This window comes from Kitasatospora sp. MAP12-44 (genome assembly GCF_029892095.1).
Lineage (GTDB): Bacteria > Actinomycetota > Actinomycetes > Streptomycetales > Streptomycetaceae > Kitasatospora.
Genome location: NZ_JARZAE010000004.1, coordinates 6497797 through 6515929 on the forward strand (window position 1 = coordinate 6497797; position 18133 = coordinate 6515929).

At 72.1% G+C, this 18133-nt stretch carries 9 protein-coding genes; 7 read left to right on the forward strand and 2 right to left on the reverse strand.

Translation table 11 applies throughout. From position 1 onward, the window contains the following. From P3T34_RS29645 to P3T34_RS29660, 4 genes are all read left to right on the forward strand, one after another. Entirely contained in the window at positions 1-3279 is a 3279-nt protein-coding gene (locus tag P3T34_RS29645; protein WP_280669089.1) for a type I polyketide synthase, read from the forward strand. Then, positions 3276-11372 (forward strand): non-ribosomal peptide synthetase/type I polyketide synthase, encoded by an 8097-nt coding sequence (locus tag P3T34_RS29650; RefSeq protein ID WP_280669090.1) that lies wholly within the window; start codon positions 3276-3278, stop codon positions 11370-11372. The genes P3T34_RS29645 and P3T34_RS29650 overlap by 4 nt, the downstream gene beginning before the upstream one ends. A 56-nt stretch (positions 11373-11428) precedes the next feature. Then, complete coding sequence (locus P3T34_RS29655; RefSeq protein ID WP_280669091.1) at positions 11429-12577, forward strand: LLM class flavin-dependent oxidoreductase; 1149 nt, start codon at positions 11429-11431, stop codon at positions 12575-12577. A gap of 85 nt (positions 12578-12662) precedes the next feature. Then, positions 12663-13181 (forward strand): flavin reductase family protein, encoded by a 519-nt coding sequence (locus tag P3T34_RS29660; protein WP_280669092.1) that lies wholly within the window; start codon positions 12663-12665, stop codon positions 13179-13181. Positions 13182-13339: 158 nt separating this feature from the next. Here the strand turns inward: P3T34_RS29660 and pyrE are convergent, their stop codons facing one another. Beyond that, positions 13340-13864: an orotate phosphoribosyltransferase gene (gene pyrE / locus P3T34_RS29665; RefSeq protein WP_280669093.1), complete on the reverse strand. Its 525-nt coding sequence runs from the start codon at positions 13862-13864 to the stop codon at positions 13340-13342. A gap of 114 nt (positions 13865-13978) precedes the next feature. Then, positions 13979-15292 carry a helix-turn-helix transcriptional regulator gene (locus P3T34_RS29670; RefSeq protein ID WP_280669094.1) on the reverse strand — a complete coding sequence of 438 codons (1314 nt, stop codon included), beginning with the start codon at positions 15290-15292 and terminating at the stop codon, positions 13979-13981. Between the two features lie 155 nt (positions 15293-15447). Here P3T34_RS29670 and P3T34_RS29675 point away from each other — a divergent pair, with 155 nt between their 5' ends. From P3T34_RS29675 to P3T34_RS29685, 3 genes are read left to right on the forward strand one after another with little or no spacing between them, the layout of a single operon-like run. Beyond that, positions 15448-16440 (forward strand): Gfo/Idh/MocA family oxidoreductase, encoded by a 993-nt coding sequence (locus P3T34_RS29675; RefSeq protein WP_280669095.1) that lies wholly within the window; start codon positions 15448-15450, stop codon positions 16438-16440. Then, positions 16437-17687 (forward strand): DegT/DnrJ/EryC1/StrS family aminotransferase, encoded by a 1251-nt coding sequence (locus tag P3T34_RS29680; protein WP_280669096.1) that lies wholly within the window; start codon positions 16437-16439, stop codon positions 17685-17687. Before P3T34_RS29675 ends, P3T34_RS29680 begins: the two co-directional genes overlap by 4 nt. Then, the gene (locus tag P3T34_RS29685; protein ID WP_280669097.1) at positions 17684-18133 is read left to right on the forward strand and encodes an NUDIX domain-containing protein; all 450 of its coding nucleotides are present in this window, start codon (positions 17684-17686) and stop codon (positions 18131-18133) included. Before P3T34_RS29680 ends, P3T34_RS29685 begins: the two co-directional genes overlap by 4 nt.

The following is an 18133-nucleotide window of genomic DNA, read 5'->3' on the forward strand; positions in this document are numbered from 1 at the left end:
ATGGCTGACACCCGTACACCCGACAGCTCGGCGGACGCCCGCCTGAACTCCGCGCTGGCCGCGATCCGCCAGCTGCGCGGCAAGCTGGACTCCCTGGAGCAGGCCACCCGTGAGGGCATCGCCATCGTCGGCATGGGCTGCCGGCTGCCGGGCGGCGTGGACTCGCCCGACGCCCTGTGGGAGCTGGTCTCCCAGCAGGTGGACGCCGTCACCGAGGTGCCGGCCTCCCGCTGGGACGTCGACGGCTTCTACGACCCGGACCCGGCCACCCCCGGCCGGATGACCACCCGGTCCGGGGCGTTCATCGACGCCGTCGACGAGTTCGACCCGTACTTCTTCGGCATCTCGCCGCGCGAGGCGGCCCGGATGGACCCGCAGCAGCGGCACTTCCTCGAGGTCGCCTGGGAGGCCCTGGAGGACGCCGGGCTCACCCGCGAGGCGCTGCAGGGCAGCGGGACGGGGGTGTTCGTCGCCTGCAACTCCTCGGACTACCAGCAGCTCCAGCTGCAGCACCCGATGGAGATCGACACCTTCACGGCGGCGGGCAGCGCCAACTCGCTGATCCCCAACCGGCTCTCCTACCTCTTCGACCTGCGCGGGCCGAGCCTGACGGTCGACTCGGCCTGCTCCTCCTCCCTGGTCGCGGTGCACCTGGCCGCGCAGAGCCTGCGCAGCCGCGAGTGCGACGCGGCGGTGGTCGGCGGCACCAACCTGCTGCTCTCCCCGCTGCCCACGATGACCTTCGACAAGATCCACGCCCTGTCGACCGACGGCCGCTGCAAGACCTTCGACGCCAGAGCCAACGGCTATGTGCGCGGCGAGGGCGTCGGCGTGGTGGTGCTCAAGCGGCTCTCCGACGCGCTGGCGGCCGGCGACCGGATCCGGGCGGTGATCCGCGGCTCGGCGGTCAACCAGGACGGGCTGACCAACGGCCTCACCGCGCCCAACGGCCTGGCCCAGCGCGCGGTGATCACCCAGGCGCTGCGCAACGCCCGCCTGGAGCCGCACCAGGTGACCCTGGTGGAGGCGCACGGCACCGGCACCCCGCTCGGCGACCCGATCGAGGTCGAGGCGCTCAACGAGGTCTACGGCGCGGCCGAGGGCGGGCCCTGCGCGCTCGGCTCGATCAAGACCAACATCGGTCACCTGGAGGCCGGTTCGGGCATCGCCGGGCTGATCAAGACCGCGCTCTGCGTCGAGCACAAGGCGATCGCGCCGAACCTGCACTTCGAGACGCTCAACCCGCACATCTCGCTGGACGGCAGCCGGCTCTCGATCCCGACCGAGCCGCGCGCCTGGGACGCGCCGGACGACTGCCGGCACGCCGCGGTGAGCTCCTTCGGCGCGGGCGGCACCAACGCCCACGTCATCCTGGGCCCGGGTCCGGTGGTCGAGCCGGTGGCCGCCGAGGGGTCCGAGCAGGGCAGCTTCCTGCTGCCGTTCTCGGCCCGCACGCCCGACGCGCTGGCGCCGATGGCGCTGGCCTACCGCGACCACCTGCGCTCGCCCGCGGGCCGGGCGGTGCGGATGCGGGACCTGGTGCACACCGCCAGCGCGCGCCGCACCCAGCACGAGTACCGCTGCGCGGTGGTCGCCGACTCGCCCGAGCAGGCCGCCGACCGGCTGACCTCCTGGCTGGACGGCAAGGCGCCCGCCTCGGTGGTCACCGGCCGCGGCTCGGCGGAGGTGGCCCGCGGCACGGTCTTCGTCTTCGCCGGGCACGGCTCCCAGTGGGCCGGTATGGGACGGGAGTTGATGCGCGACTGCGCGGTGTTCCGGGACGCCGTCACCGAGTGCGACCAGGAGCTGCGCAAGTGGCTCGGCCGCTCGGTGATCGAGGAGATCCACCAGTTCGCCCCGGACGCGCCGCTGGAGCAGCTGGAGCAGCTCGACCTGGTGCAGCCCGCCCTGTTCGCGATCTCGATCGGCCTGGCCGCCCGCTGGCGCTCCTTCGGCATCGTGCCCGACCTGGTGATCGGCCACAGCATGGGCGAGGTCGCCGCCGCGCACGTGGCCGGCGCGCTGAGCCTGCCGGACGCGGCCAAGCTGATCTGCCTGCGCTCCTCGCTGCTGGAGCGGCTGCGCGGCCGGGGCGGGATGCTGGCCACCGGCCTGGACCTCGCGCAGGCCGAGGAGTTGATCGCCCCCTGCCGGGACGAGGTCTCGGTGGCCGTCGCCAACGGCCCCAGCTCCACGGTGCTCTCCGGCGCCCCGGCCACCCTGGCCGCGCTGGCCGAGCAGCTGCGCGAGCGCAACGTCTTCGGCCGGTTGATCAAGGTGGCCGTCGCGGGCCACAGCCCGCAGGTGGCGGAGCTGCGCGCGGACCTGCTGGCCGGCCTGGCCGACCTCACGCCGCGGGCCTGCACGGTGCCGATGATCTCCACCGTCACCGCCGCGCCGGTGACCGGCACCGACCTGGACGCCGAGTACTGGTACACCAACCTCCGTCGCCCGGTGCGGTTCTGGGAGACCGTCAGGTCGGCGATCCAGCACCACGACGCGGGCACCTTCGTCGAGATGAGCCCGCACCCGCTGCTCACCTCCGCCGTCGCGGACTGCTTCGAGCAGGGCGACCTGACCGGTCTTGCGCTGCCCTCGATGCGGCGCGAGGAGCCGGAGGCGGACACCATGCTCGCGAGCCTGGGCGCGATGCACTGCCACGGCCTGCGGGTGGCCCTGCCGGCCGCCTTCGACGCCGCGGCGCACGCCGTGCCGCTGCCCGGATACGCCTGGCAGCGCGAGCAGTTCTGGTTCCGTGAGCGGCGCCAGTCGCTGACGCCCGACGAGCTGGGCACGCCGGGCGCGGGACCGGTCCTCGCGCCGGCCGCCGCCGCGGCCGACGAGCCGGGCAGCGGGCTGCTGGCCCAGCTCGCCGCGGCCGGTCCGGCCGAGCACGAGCGGATCGTCACCGAGGCCGTCCGCGAGACGGTGGCCGAGGTGCTCTGCCTCGACCCGGCCCGGATCGACCCGCAGGGCGGCTTCTTCCACCTCGGCATGGACTCGGTGCTCGCCGCCCAGGTACGCACCAGGATGGCCGCCGCACTGGACCGCCGACTGCCCACCGCCGTCATGTTCGAACACCCCTCGGTCGACGCACTGGGCCGCCACCTGGCGGGCCTGCTCACCGACCAGCGCGCTCCGCAGGCCCCGGCACCGACCGCGCCCGAAGCGCAGACCCGTACTGACCAGGACGTCGCGGAGCTGTCCGAGGGCGAGCTGCTGACACTGCTCGCCGACGAGATCCGCGCCTCGACCCGCACCGTTGGGAGCACCCAATGACCGACCCGACCGAGGACGAGCGCCAGAGCGTCCTGCTGCAGAGCGTGAAGGAGATCCGCCGGCTGCGGACCGAACTCGCCGCCGCCGAGGAGGCGAGAACCGAACCGATCGCCATCATCGGCATGGCCTGCCGGATGCCCGGCGCCGACGAGGGCCCGGAGGGCTTCTGGGACCTGCTGAGCGCCGGCCGCGACGGTACCGGCGACATCCCGGCCGACCGCTTCGACGTGGAGCGGATCTACGACCCGACCGGCGAGCGGCCCGGCACCACCCGCACCCGGCGGGGCGGATTCCTCAGCGGCATCGACCAGTTCGACGCGGCGTTCTTCGGTGTCTCGCCCCGCGAGGCGGCCACCCTGGACCCGCAGCAGCGGCTGCTCATGGAGGTCGGCTGGGAGGCGCTGGAGCACGCCGGGCAGGGCGCCGACCAGCTGGCCGGCACCCCGACCGGGGTGTACCTGGGCGTGACCAACCTGGACTACCCGCAGCGCCAGATCCAGGAGGTCGATCCGGCCGAACTGGAGTCCTACTACGCCTGGAGCAATGCCTCGACCTTCGCGGCCGGGCGGATGTCCTACTGGCTGGGGCTGACCGGCCCGAGCCTGTCGGTGGACACCGCCTGCTCCTCCTCACTGGTCGGCGTGCACCTGGCCTGCCAGAGCCTGCGCTCGGGCGAGTCCTCGATGGCCCTGGCCGGCGGGGTCAACGTCCTGCTGGCGCCGGAGTCCTTCGTGGTGCTGAGCAAGACCCGGGCGCTGTCCACCGACGGGCGGTGCAAGACCTTCGACGCCGCCGCCAACGGCTACGCCCGCGGCGAGGGCTGCGGGATCGTGGTGCTCAAGCGGCTGTCGGACGCGGTCGCCCACAACGACCGGATCCTCGCGGTGATCCGCGGCACGGCCGTCAACCAGGACGGCCGCAGCAGCGGCATCACGGTGCCCAACCCGACCGCCCAGCGCGAGGTGCTGCACAGCGCGCTGCGCGACGCGGGCGCCGCGGCCGCCGAGATCGGCTACGTCGAGGCGCACGGCACCGGCACGCCGCTCGGCGACCCGATCGAACTGCGCGCGCTGGCCTCGGTGTACGGCGGGCCCGAGCGGTCCGAGCCGCTGAAGGTCGGCTCGGTGAAGACCAACATCGGCCACCTGGAGCCCGCGGCGGGCGTGGCGGGCCTGATCAAGGTCGTCCTCGCGCTGCAGCACGAGGAGATCCCGCCGCACCTGAACCTCAGCGAGATCAACCCGGAGATCGGGATCGACGAGCTGAACGTGGAGATCCCCACCGTCCGCACGCCCTGGCCGCGCCAGGAGCAGGCCCGGCTGGCCGGCGTCAGCTCGTTCGGGGCCAGCGGCACCAACGCGCACGTGCTGGTGGCCGAGGCCCCGCTGCGGCCCGAGGCCGAGCCGCAGCCGGACCGCACCGCGCACCTGCTCACCCTCTCGGCCAAGACCCCCGCCGCCCTCGGCGAGTTGACCGAGCGCTACCTCGACCGGCTGGCGCAGACCCCGCCCGAGGGCCTCGCCGACCTCTGCTACACGGCGGCCGTCGGCCGGGCGCACTTCGCGCACCGGCTGGCCGCGGTGGCCGACTCGCCGACCGAGCTGGCCGAGCGGCTGCGGGACGGCGACACCGCGACCGGGCAGGTCCAGGCCGGCGCCCGCCCCGGGGCGGTGTTCCTCTTCACCGGCCAGGGCGCGCAGTACCCGGGGATGGCCCGCACGCTGTACGCCACCGAGCCCGCGTTCCGCGAGACCCTCGACCGTTGTGACGAGGTGCTGCGGCCGCTGCTGGACCGCAGCCTGCTGAGCCTGCTCGACCCGGCCCCGCAGGACGCCGAGCTGATCCACCAGACCCGCTACACCCAGCCCGCGATGTTCGCCGTCGAGTACGCGCTGGCCCGGCTCTGGCAGTCCTGGGGCATCGAGCCGGTCGCCGTACTCGGCCACAGCGTGGGCGAGTTGGTGGCGGCCTGCGTGGCCGGCGCGATCGGCCTGGAGGACGGCCTGCGGCTGGCCGCGCGGCGCGGCCAGCTGATGCAGGAGCTCTGCGGCCCCGGCGCGATGGCCGCGGTGTTCGCCGAGCCGGAGCCGGTGCGCCGGGCGCTGGCGCCGTACGCCGGTGAGCTGTCGCTCGCCGCGGTGAACGGCCCGCAGAGCGTGGTGGTCTCGGGTGACCCGACGGCGCTGGCGGCGCTGCTGGCCGAGCTGGCCGAGCAGGGCATCCGGTCCAAGCCGATCGAGGTGACCCGGGCGTTCCACTCGCCGCTGGTCGAGCCGATGCTGGACGCCTTCGAGCAGGAGGCCGCCGGGATCAGCTACGCGGCTCCGCGGATCCCGGTGGTCTCCAACGTCACCGGCCAACTGCTGAGCGGCCAGGACGCGTTCAGCGCCCCGTACCTGCGCGAGCACGTCCGGCGCCCGGTCGACTTCCTGGCCGGCATGACCACCCTCTTCGAGCTCGGCCACCGGGTCTTCCTGGAGATCGGCCCCGCGCCGACCCTGCTCGGCATGGCCAAGCGCTTCGGCCCCGCCGACTGCGTCTTCCTGCCCTCGCTGCGCCCCCGCCAGGACGACTGGCAGGTCGCGCTGGGCAGCCTGGCCGAGCTCTACACCCGGGGCTTCCCGGTGGACTGGGCCCGCCTGGACGCCACCCACCCGCGCCGCCGGGTCGACCTCCCGCTCTACCCGTTCCAGCGCAGCCGACACTGGTACACGCCCAGCGAACGGCAACCGGCGGCACTCGCGCCGACCGCCGCCGCGGCCACCGCTGTCCCGGCCACCCTGCTGGGCCGGCGGATCCCGTCCCCGCTGGACGTGGTGCAGTACGAGTCGCGGCTGAGCACCGAGACCCACCGCTGTCTGGGCGACTGCGTGATGGACGGCCTGACGGTGGTCAACATCGGCGTCTACCTGGAGTCCGCCTTCGCCGCCACCCGCGAACTGCAGGGCCCGGGCCCGTTCGTGGTGGAGGACTGCCTGGTCCTGCAGAGCCTGGTGCTCGACCAGGACGGCAGCAAGAACGCCCAGTTGCTGGTGGAGCCGAGCGGCGCGTTCCAGTACCACGCGCAGCACCAGGACGAGGACGGCGGCACCCGCTGGCTGCCGCACGCCCGCGGGCGGATCCGCCGCGAGCCGACGCTGGCGACCGCCGTCGCCGGTACCGCGCAGCTGGAGGCCACCCGGCTCGCGCTGGGCGAGGAGGTCTCCTCCGCCGACTTCTACCGGCAGATGTGGCAGCGCAAGCTCTACCTCGGCCCGTCCGCGCAGTGGATCGACCGGATCTGGCGCCGCGAGGGCGAGGCGATCGCCCGGATGCGCACGCCCGAGGACGGCGAGGCCGGCCCGTACCTGCTGCACCCCGGGTTGACCGACGCCACCTTCCAGACCCTGTTCGCCTGCCTGGCTCCCGACGGCCCGGCCGACGCGGTCTACGCCCTGGTCGGGATCGACCGGCTGGAGTTCCACGAGTACGACCCCGAGCAGGCGCTGTACGCCCATGCCGTGCTGCTCCCGGCGACCGAGCCGGGCAAGATGCTGGTCGCCGAGGTGCGGCTGGTGGACGAGCAGGGCCGCCCGGTCGTGCTGGCCACCGGCGTGGTCGCCAAGCGGGCCGAGCGGGACACCGTGCTGCGCACCGGCGGCGCCCAGACTCCCGCCCGGATCGCGCCGGCCCCCACCCGTACGTCGGCTGGTCAGGACGGCCTGGCGGAGCTGCGCGCCGCGTCGCCCGCCGAGCGCGAGGAGCAGCTGCGCACCATCCTGACCCGCACCATCGCCAAGTCGCTGCGCGCCAAGCCGGCCGACCTGGAGGTGCACGAGCCGCTGCAGAACCTCGGCCTGGACTCGCTGATGGCCCTGGAGGTCAAGGACGCGCTCTCGGCCGAACTGGGCGTCGCGCTGCCGCTGGTGGCCTTCCTGGAGGGCAACGGCATCGCCAAGCTGGCCGAGATCATCCTCGGCATGCTCGACCTGCCGCAGACCGTGTCGGCGCAGGCTGTTTCTGTGGTGTCCCCCAACACCCCGGCCACGGCGGGCCCGCGGCGCACCGGCCTGCCGGTGATGGAGGCCGACCCGGCCGCCCGCTACGAGCCGTTCGCGCTGACCGACCTCCAGCAGGCCTACCTGGTCGGGCGCTCGAACGCCTTCGCGCTCGGCAATGTCTCGACCTACTTCTTCATCGAGGTCGACCTGGAGGTCGTCGACCTGCCCCGGCTCGACGACGCCCTGCAGCAGCTGATCGCCCGGCACGACATGATGCGGGCGGTGGTGACCCCGGACGGCTACCAGCGGGTGCTGCCCGAGGTGCCGCGGTACGTCATCCGCACCACCGACCTGCGCGGCGACGACCGCGAGCGGCAGGCGCTGCGGCTGGAGGAGATCCACCAGGAGATGAAGCGCCAGGTCCTGGACGCGGCCACCTGGCCGATGTTCGACGTCCGCGCCACGCTCCTCGACGACCGGACGACCCGGCTGCACATCGGCCTCGACGCGCTGATCATGGACGCCTGGAGCACCTCGCTGCTGTTCCGCGAGTGGTCCACCGTCTACCGCGGCGAGCAGCTGCCCGAGCTCGAAGTCACCTTCCGCGACTACGTGTTGGCGCAGCGCTCGATGGAGGGCAGCGAGCTGCACCAGCAGTCGGTGGACTACTGGCGGGCCCGGATCCCCACCCTGCCGGCCGCCCCCGAGCTGCCGCTGGCGATGGACCCGGCGCAGCTGGACCGGCCCGAGTTCGCCCACCGCACCGGCCGTCTCGAGGAGGCGGACTGGACCCGCTTCAAGCAGTTCGCCACCGCCGCCGGGGTGACCCCGTCCTCGGCGCTGTGCACCGTCTACTCGCAGGTGCTGGCCGCCTGGAGCAAGTCCGACCGGTTCACCCTGAACGTGCTGTTCTTCAACCGGCTGCCGATGCACAAGGACGTCAGCGAGCTGGTCGGCAACTTCACCGCGACCACGCTCCTGGAGATCGACAGCACCGCCACCGACGCCTTCGCGGTCCGGGCCGACCGGATCCAGAAGCAGCTCTGGAGCGACCTCGAGCACAGCCACGTCAGCGGCGTGCAGGTGCTGCGCGAGCTGGCCCGGGCGCGCGGCGGCTCCGGCCGGATGACCATGCCGGTGGTGTTCGCCAGCACCGTCAACTTCGGCGTCAAGGAGAACGCCTCGACCAACGGCTTCGCCGCGCACCTGATGTCGATGGGGGAGAGCGGCCAGGAGGTGTGGAGCTCGATCCGCACCCCGCAGGTCTGGCTGGACCACCAGGCGATCGAGGACAACGGCGCCCTGGTCGTCAACTGGGACGTGGTGGAGGAGATCTTCCCGGCCGGGATGATCGACGCGATGTTCGCCGCCTACCTCGACGTGCTGCGCGGGCTGTGCTCCGAGGAGCAGGCCTGGCACCGCCCGTCGCCGGTGCTGGTCCCGGACGCCGACCTGGCGCGCCGCCAGGAACTGAACGCCACGGCGGCCCCGCTGCCCGGCGGCCTGCTGCACGACGCCTTTGTGGCGCATGCCGCGGCCACCCCCGAGCGGACCGCTGTGATCGCCCCCGAGCGGACCCTGAGCTACGGCGAACTGGACGGCCTGGCCAACCAGGTGGACCGGCTGCTGCGCCGCCACGACGTGGCGCCGGGAGCCCTGGTCGGGGTGGTGATGGAGAAGGGCTGGGAGCAGGTCGCCGCCGTGCTTGCGGTGCTGAAGTCCGGTGCCGCGTACGTCCCGATCGACGCCGCGGTGCCGGCCGAGCGGCTGCGGGTGCTGCTGGACACCGCCCGGATCTCCACCGTGCTGACCCAGCAGCGGGTGGCCGAGCGGGCGGTCTGGCCGAGCGGCATCGCGGTGCTCGCGGTGGACGGCGAGGACGCGGCCGCGCAGAGCACCGAGCCGCTCGCGATCCCCGCGACGCTGCCCACCGACCTGGCCTACGTGATCTTCACCTCGGGCTCCACCGGAGTGCCCAAGGGGGTGATGATCGAGCACCGGGCGGCGCTGAACACCGTGCTGGACGTCAACGAGCGCTTCGGCGTCACCGAGCAGGACCGCACGCTGGCGCTCTCCGCGCTCAACTTCGACCTGTCGGTGTACGACGTCTTCGGACTGCTGGCGGCCGGCGGCGCGCTGGTGCTGCCCGAGCCGGGCGCGCACCGGGAGCCCGCGCGCTGGGCGAGCCTGGTGCGCGAGCACGGGGTGACGGTCTGGAACAGCGTCCCGACCCTGATGGAGATGCTGGCCGAGCACGTGCTGGCCGAGGACGTCCTGGCTGAGGACGCCGGCGCCTCGCCGCCCCTGCGGGTGGTGATGATGAGCGGCGACTGGATCCCGGTCACCCTCCCGGAGCGGATCAGGGCGGCAGCGCCCGGCGCCGCGATCTGGAGCCTGGGCGGGGCCACCGAGGCCGCGATCTGGTCGATCTGCTACCCGATCGGCGAGGTGCCGCCGGAGTGGACCAGCATCCCGTACGGCGCGCCGCTGCGCAGCCAGCAGTTCCACGTGCTGAACGACGCGATGCAGCCGTGCCCGGTCTGGGTGCCCGGCCAGCTCTACATCGCCGGCGCCGGGGTGGCCCGGGGCTACCTGGGCGACGAGGCCAAGACCCGCGCCTCCTTCGTCCGCCACCCCTCGACCGGCGAGCGGCTCTACCGCACCGGCGACCTGGGCCGCTATCTTCCGGACGGGAACATCGAGTTCCTCGGCCGGGAGGACTTCCAGGTCAAGGTCCGCGGCTACCGGATCGAGCTGGGCGAGATCGAGGCGGCGCTGCTGCAGTGCCCCGGCGTACGGGCGGCCGTGGCCACCGCCGTCGGAGCGGACCAGAGTGCCAAGCGGCTGATCGGGTACGTGGTACTGGACGGCGAACCGGCCGACGGCGAGGCATCGGCCGACGCAGAGGCCGAGTTGCTCCGCACGCTGCACAAGGTGCTGCCCGAGTACCTGGTGCCGCAGCGGATCCTGCTGCTGGACGCGCTGCCGCTGAGCAGCAACGGCAAGGTCGACCGCTCGGCGCTGCCCTCCCCGGAGGACGGCGTCGGCGACGGCCGCGAGGTGCTGCCCAGGGATGAGATCGAGCAGTTGCTCGCCGACACCTGGGGCGACTTCTTCGGCCGCGGCCCGCTCGGCGTCGGCGCCAACTTCTTCGACCTGGGCGGTGATTCACTGACCGCGGTGCGGATGATGGCCGAGGTCAAGCGCCGACTGGGCCGGGACCTGCCGCTGTCCGTACTGTTCGCCCGGCCGACCATCGAGCTGCTGGCGCAGGCGCTGCGCGACGGCGCCGCCCTCTCGATGCGCACCGCCCTGGTGCCGATCCGCCCCGAGGGCACCCAGTCGCCGCTGTTCTTCATCCACCCGGTCGGCGGCGACGTGCTCTGCTACGCCGAGCTGGCCGGCCAACTCGGCGACGACCAGCCGTTCTACGGGCTCCAGGTGCCCGATCTCGCCGAACCGCTGACCACCGTCCCGCAGCTCGCCGAGCACTACGCGGCGGCGATCGAGGCGGCCGCCCCGGACGGTCCGCTGCGCCTGGGCGGCTGGTCGATGGGCGGCGTGATCGCCCTGGAGCTGGCCGGCCGGCTGAGCGACGCCGGGCGGGAGGTCGAACTGGTCGCGGCCATCGACCTGTTGGAGGCGCCGAACCCGACCGCCACCGAGCCGGTGGCCGACGCCGACCTGCTCTGCTGGTTCGCCCGCGACCTGGCCGGCCAGCGCGACTGCGACTGGACGCCGCAGCCGCAGGACTACCGGCCGACCGACGGCCGCAGCCCGATCGAGGTGCTGCACGGCGACGCCTGCCGCACCGGCGCCCTGCCGCCCGGCATCGACCTGGCCACGCTGACCCGGATCGTCGACCGGTTCACCGTCAACTCCCGTGCGCTGCTTGCCCACCAGGCGCAGCCGTACGGCGGCCGGGTGACCCTGGTGCGGGCCGAGGACGGCTCCACCCGGGAGACCTCCGAGCGCTGGCTGGCCCTGTGCGGTCCGCAGAGCGAGCTGATCGAGCTGCCCGGCGACCACTACTCGGTCATGCGGACGCCACGGCTGTCCGCACTGGCCGCCGGCCTGCGCGCAGCGCTGGACCCGGCCCCCGCAACTCCCTGAACCACGCACCTGAACCACCCATCTGCTACCACCCCCTGCTAGAGGAAGCGAACACAATGTCTCTTAAGTTCGGCGCGTTCATGGCCCCCTTCCACTCGCTCAACGAGGACCCCACCATCGCCCTGTGGCGCCACCTGGAGCTGATCGAGTGGCTGGACACCCTCGGCATCGACGAGGCGTGGGTCGGCGAGCACCACTCCGGCGGCTTCTCCCCGGTGGCCTGCCCCGAGCTGCTGCTGGCGGCCGCCGTCGAGCGCACCCGCCGGATCAAGCTCGGCACCGGCGTGGTCAGCCTGCCGTACCACCACCCGCTGACCGTCGCGGAGCGGCTGGTCCAGCTGGACCACCAGAGCCGGGGCCGGATCATCATGGGCATGGGCGCCGGCGTCTCCCCGGCCGACGCCTACATGATGGGCATCGAGGCCGCCGACCAGCGCCGGCGGATGGCCGAGTCGCTGGACGCCGTGGTCAAGCTGCTGACCACCACCGAGCCGGTCAACGCCAAGACCGACTGGTTCGAACTGCGCGAGGCCCGGCTGCAGTTGCGCCCCTACAGCGAGCCGCTCTTCGACCTCGCGGTGGCCGGCGCCGGCTCCGAGCGCGGCATGCGGCTGGCGGGCAAGTACGGCCTGGGCTCGCTCACCTTCGCGGGCCGCCCCGGCATGAAGGACCTGCCGCTCGCCCCGCTCTGGCAGGCCGCCGAGGACGAGGCCGCCCAGCACGGCACCACCGTCGACCGCTCGAAGTGGCGCGTCGCGGTCTGCCTGCACCTCGCCGACACCACCGAGGAGGCTAAGGACCAGGTCCGCCCGGGCATGACGCACTGGTTCAAGGAGTGCGTGCGGGACACCTTCGGCGCGCCGGCCACCCTGCCGGTCGGCCGCGAGGTGGACGCCGCGGTCGAGGCCCGTACGGTGATCGTCGGCTCGGTGGACGACGCGATCGAGGCGATCGAGCGGATGCTGCAGGAGAGCGGCGGCTTCGGCACCCTGCTGGTCAACACCCACGACTGGGCCACCCGCGAGCAGGTCAAGCACAGCTTCGAGCTGCTGGCCCGCTACGTGGCACCGCACTTCAGTGGCGCGCTGACCGGCATCCGGGCCTCGCAGCGCTGGATGGCCGCCAACAAGGAGAAGTTCGCGCTGGAGGGCGGCGCCGCGGCGCAGGCCGCAGCGGCCGCGTCGGCCGCCCCCGTGCAGGGCTGACCCACCCCATGACCGGGCGTGCGCCCGCGGCGGCTACCCCCTGGGCTGCTGCGGGCGCACGTCCCTTACTGATGGAGTATCAGCAATGCCCACCCTGACCACCGAACAGCCCACTATCCACACCTCCACCGTTGACGCGCAGAGCTTCCGGGACGCCATGTCCCTGCTCGCCGCGCCCACCGCGATCGTCGCCACCCGGGATGCCGACGGGCAGCCCTGGGGCTTCACCGCCAGCGCCGTCACCTCGGTCTCCCTGGACCCGCCGCTGCTTCTGGTGGGCATCGCCCGGACCTCCAGCTGCCACCAAGCCCTGGTCTCCGCCGCCGAGTTCACCGTCAACGTGCTCGGCGAGCAGCACCAGGACATCGCCCGCCGGTTCGCCACCCACGGCCTCGACCGCTTCGCCGGCAGCGGCCTCACCAGCTGGCCGGGCACCGCCCTCCCCTGCCTCCCCGACGCCCGCGTCCTCCTCCGCTGCACCGTCGCCCAGGTCACCCCCGCCGGCGACCACGACCTCCTCCTCGGCGCCGTCACCGGAATCCGCATCGGCCACCCCGGCCGCTCCCTCGTCTGGTACCAACGCACCTTCCACACCGCCGGCTGACCTGCCCACGCTGCGACACCGCGGCCCCGGCGGCTACCGCCAGGGCCGCATCGTCATGCCCGGACGGGTGGAGCAGGAGCGGCACGGTTGACTGTGTTACCAGAAGGTCGACCTGGCCGACTTTCACGGCGTCCTCGACCAGTTGCCGTGCTGCCGGATCAGACAGCGGCACGCAGGTCGGTGGCCGTCAGCAGCGACAGCAGGTCGATCCCCTCGGCCCCAAGAGCCTCGGCGCCGCCCTGTTCGCGGTCGATGACACAAAGCGCCTCACGCACATCGGCCCCCAACGCACGCAGGTCGGCAGTCGAGAGCACGATCTGTCCGCCGCTCGTGACCACGTCTTCCACCACCAGCACACGCCGGCCCACGATGTCCGAGCCCTCGGCGAGGCGGCAAGTGCCATATTCCTTGGCCTGCTTACGGACGAAAGCGCACGGCAAGCCCGTGTGTCGGCCGAGAGCGGTGACCACAGGGATGCCGCCCATCTCCAACCCGGCCAGCACCTCGGTGTCAGCCGGCACCAACGCGGCCATCTCTTTGGCAATGGCATCCAGAAGAACAGGATCGCCCTCGAAACGGTACTTGTCGAAGTACTCGGTGGCAGTCCGTCCTGATCGAAGGATGAACTCACCAGTGAGGTGAGAAACGGAACGAATTCGGCTGGCAAGCTCTGAGCGCGTCACAGAAACCCAGTCTCCCAGCCCGCCGCCACGCCGCCTCGGCTGGGGGCACCCCAGACCTGGCCACCACCGCCAACGCCGCTCCCCCATCGAGACCGTGGGACCGCTGATCGGTGGTCAGCTGGCCCTGAGTCGCTCCAGGAATTCCGGGACGCCGTCCACCTGGCGGTAGGGCTTGAAGGCCGGCGCGAGTTCGCGGACCAGGGTGACGCATCGCTCGGCGCCGATGCGGGTGGCGAGGTCGAGGGATTCGTTGGTGACGGCGAGGGCCTGTTCGACCTCGCGGGCTTTGAGGAGGTTGCGGGCCTCGTAGGTGAGGAAGATCCCGCGCGTCTTGTCCCGGGCACGCGGCAGCAGGCGCTTGCCTTCGGTGATGCGGGCGTGCGCGAGGTCGGTCTGTCCGAGGTCGAGCATGCACTGGCCGGAATCGACGGCGAGGTCGGCCGGGCTCATCCACGCGCACCAGCCGGGAGCCGGGTTGGCGGCGGTGACAGACAACGCGGTCTCGGCAGCCGCCAGGTCCCGGTAGCAGTCGGAGCTTTCACCGAGCGCGGCGTGTGCCCGAGCACGGCGGAGGAACAGTAGGGACCTGGCGGTGGGATGCTCCGTACGGGACAGCGCGTTGCCGAGGAGGTCCACGGAGATGTTGGGCTTGCCGAGCCAGTTCGACTGGTAGGCGAAGTCGGACAGGACTCCGGCCCCGAAGTCGCGGGCGTCGGCGGCATGTGCGCTCTGCAGGGCCGAGGCCCATAGGCGGCCCGCGGCCGAGTGCCGGCTCTGGTCGAATCGGTGCCAGCCGCAGGTGGTGGCCAGGGACGCGGCCAGGACGTGCAGACGTTTGCCGGTCGGCTCGGTGTACCGGCCGGCGTCGATCAGGTCGGTGACGGTGGCGAGGTGGGCGTCCATCAGCCGGGCGGTGTGCTGGCGCTGCTCGGTCGGCAGGGCCGTCAGCTGCGCGCTGGTGTCTTCCAGCCAGTTGACCAGCTCCGTGTCCACGACCTTGCCGTTCAGGGCTGTGGTCAGGCGGTCTGGCTCGATGCGCGCCCACTGAGCGGCGAGGCCGGCCAGTGAAACGGCGCTGAGGGTCATGAAGTTGCGGCGATCCATCGCGGTTCTCTGAGCCTCTCGAAGTGCTTGGACGGTGTACGCGGAGCCCAGCGGCAGAGGAACGTCGTGGCCGGGCAGCCAGTCCGGCCAGTCGAACAACTCGACGTCCTCTGTGGGGACTTCGAAGGCTTCGGCGATCCAGATCTGGGTCTCCGCATTGGGGCCCTTGCGCCAGTTCTCCCACTTGCTGACGGCAGCCTTGTCCGCGCCGGAGCGGAGCCCATGTCTGCGGGCCGCCCGGTCCATCTGCAGGGCGAGGTCTGACTGCGACCAGCCGCGCAGGTCGCGTGCGTAGGCGAGGGGGTGCCGGATCGTGTCATCCACGGGCCCAATTCCATCATCGACAGTGACGGTGAGCCTACTGCGAGCGAGGGCGGGACCACCCCGGGACTACAGGCAAAGTCTGTTCGGCGACTGTCCGTTGGGCTGTACTCGACACGCATCGACAAGTTCCCGTACGAAGCGGAAGGAGTCTGCTCATGAGACGTCGAGTTGCCGTCATCGGCCTCGGCCACCAGGCGCTCGAAGACCACCTGCCCGGCCTGCTCGGGTCCGGCAGAGCCGAGCTGGTCGCGGTCTGCGACAGCAACCCGAACGCCCTGCGGACCCAGCAGGACGTCCACCAGGTGCCGGGGTTCGCCCGCTCCGCTGACCTCTTGGACACGGTGAGGCCGGACTTCGTGATCGTCGCCGTCCCGCACCACGCGGGCCGGACCGTGATCCAGGAGTGCGCCACCCGGGGCGTGCATGTCCTCAAGGAGAAGCCGTTCGCCACATCCCTCGCCGAGGCCCGCGAGCTCGCGGGGATCTGCGAGGCGGGCAGGGTGGAGCTGATGGTCACCCTCCAGCGGCGTTTCAACCCGCTCTACACCTCCGTGCCGCAGCTGCTGGATCAGATCGGTACCCCGTTCCTGATCGACGGCCAGTACACCTTCCACACCGACGATCCGGGCGCGGGGTGGCGCGGGGACGTCAGCCGGGCCGGCGGTGGCTGCATCATTGACATGGGCTACCACCTGGTCGACCTGCTGCTGTGGTACTTCGGCATGCCCACCCGGGTGCTCGCCGAACTCTCGGCCTCGGCGGTGCCAGAGGGCGGCTACGACGCCGAGGACACTGCCGTCATCCAGCTCGGCTACGACTCAGGCCTCTACGGCTCCATTCTGCTCTCGCGCTGGATGGCACCCAAGACCGAGAAGCTGCATGTCGTCGGTACCCGTGGCTCGGTCCTGCTGACGAAGGGCCAGGTCCAGCGCCTTGCCCTGGACGGCACGGTGGTCGAGGAGCTGTCCCGCCCGCAGGCCCCGGCGGGCGCCGCGACCGCCCAGATCGACTACTTCTGCCGGGTCCTGGACGGTGACCGCCCCAACTCCTCCGGCCCGGACCAGCACCTCGCCCACGCCGCCTTCGTCGCCTCTTGCTACGAGTCGAAGAAGGCGGGGCGCTACATCGACCCGAAGGAACTGCTGTGAAAGCCCTCGCTCTGCTCGGCGGCGATGCCGCGGTGACCGCCGCCAGCCCGCACTTCGCCTGGCCGCCGATCGACGACACCACCCGCGCGAGGGTCGCCGCCCAGCTCGACACCGCCGTCTCCATCCCCGGCCGCTCCGGCATCGTCGCCGAGTTGGAGGATGCCCTGCAGGAGTACTTCGGGGTCCGGCACGCGATCACCCTCAGCTCCGGTACCTCCGCGCTGCACGCCGCCCACTGGGCCGCCCGCGTCAGCGCAGGGGATGAGGTGATCGTCCCGGCCTGGACCTTCCACGCCACAGCCTCCCCGTTGTTCCACCTGCGGGCGGTGCCGGTGCTCTGCGAGACCGGCCCGGACGGAAACATCGACCCGACCCGGGTGGAGGAGCTGATCACGCCCCGGACGCGGGCCATCATGGTGACCCACCTGTGGGGCAGGCCGGCCGCCATGCTCGCGCTTCGGGCCATTGCCAAGACCCACAAGCTGGCCCTGCTGGAGGACGGCTCCCACGCCCATGGCGCCTCCCAAGGCGGGCGGAAGGTCGGGACGTTCGGCCTCGCCGGGGCGTTCTCCCTCAACGGCCCCAAGCCGCTGTCAGGCGGTGAGGGCGGGTTCGTCCTCACCGATGATGACGACACGTACTTTCGGGTACTGACGTTCGCGCACTACAACAAGCGGGCCAAGTCGGAGATCCCGGAAGGCCATCCGCTCGCGCGGTACGCGGTCACCGGGTCCGGCCTCAAGCTCCGCATCCACCCGCTGGCCGCCGCCCTCGCGCACGACCAGCTCGATCGCCTCGACGGCTACCTCGCCGGCCGGGCCGAGATCGCCCGGCACCTCAGCGGGCAGTTCGCCGATATGCCTGGCCTGGACGTCATCCCGATGCCCGACGGGGTGATCCCGTCCTGGTACGGGTTGACGCTCACCTACCGGCCGGAGGAACTCGGCGGGCTGGGCATCGAGCGGTTCCACCAGGCACTCCTGGCAGAAGGCGCCACCGAGTTTGACCTGCCCGGCTCGACCTGCCCGATGAACCAGCTGGCGCTGTACCAGCAACCGGGCCCGTTGTTCCCCGGCCACCCGCACTCCCACCGCCGGTACATGGACGGGGACTTCCCGATCGCCGAGCACACTTACCGGCACACGGTCAAGCTCCCCGTCTGGCATCGTGAGGAGGATCTTCCGCTGGCCGAGAGTTATGTTCGCGCGGCCCGCAAGGTGATCGACCACCACAAGGAGCTTCTGTGAGTGCCTCCCTCTTCACCACCGAACCCGACCTCGTCCCCGGCCTCCTGGCCGAAGCCAAGCAGGCAGGCATCGGGCAGTTCGTCGTCGGCGCACTGGTCGCTGACGAGGCCGGTCGCGTCCTCCTGCTGCGGCGAAAGCCCGACGACTTCCTCGGCGGCCTGTGGGAGCTGCCCGGCGGCGGGGTCGAGCCGGGCGAGCACTTGGGGGAGGCCCTGAGCCGGGAGATCACGGAGGAGACCGGCCTCACCCTCGCCGAGGTCACCGGCTACGTCGGCGCCTTCGACTACTCCTCTGACAACGGCCTGATGACCCGCCAGTTCACCTTCACCGTCACCGTCGAGAAGCATGAACCGGTCATCCTCACCGAGCACGACGACTCGACCTGGGCGGACCGGAGCGAACTGCCCAACGTGAGCGATGAGACGCGAGCGCTCCTCATCCACTGA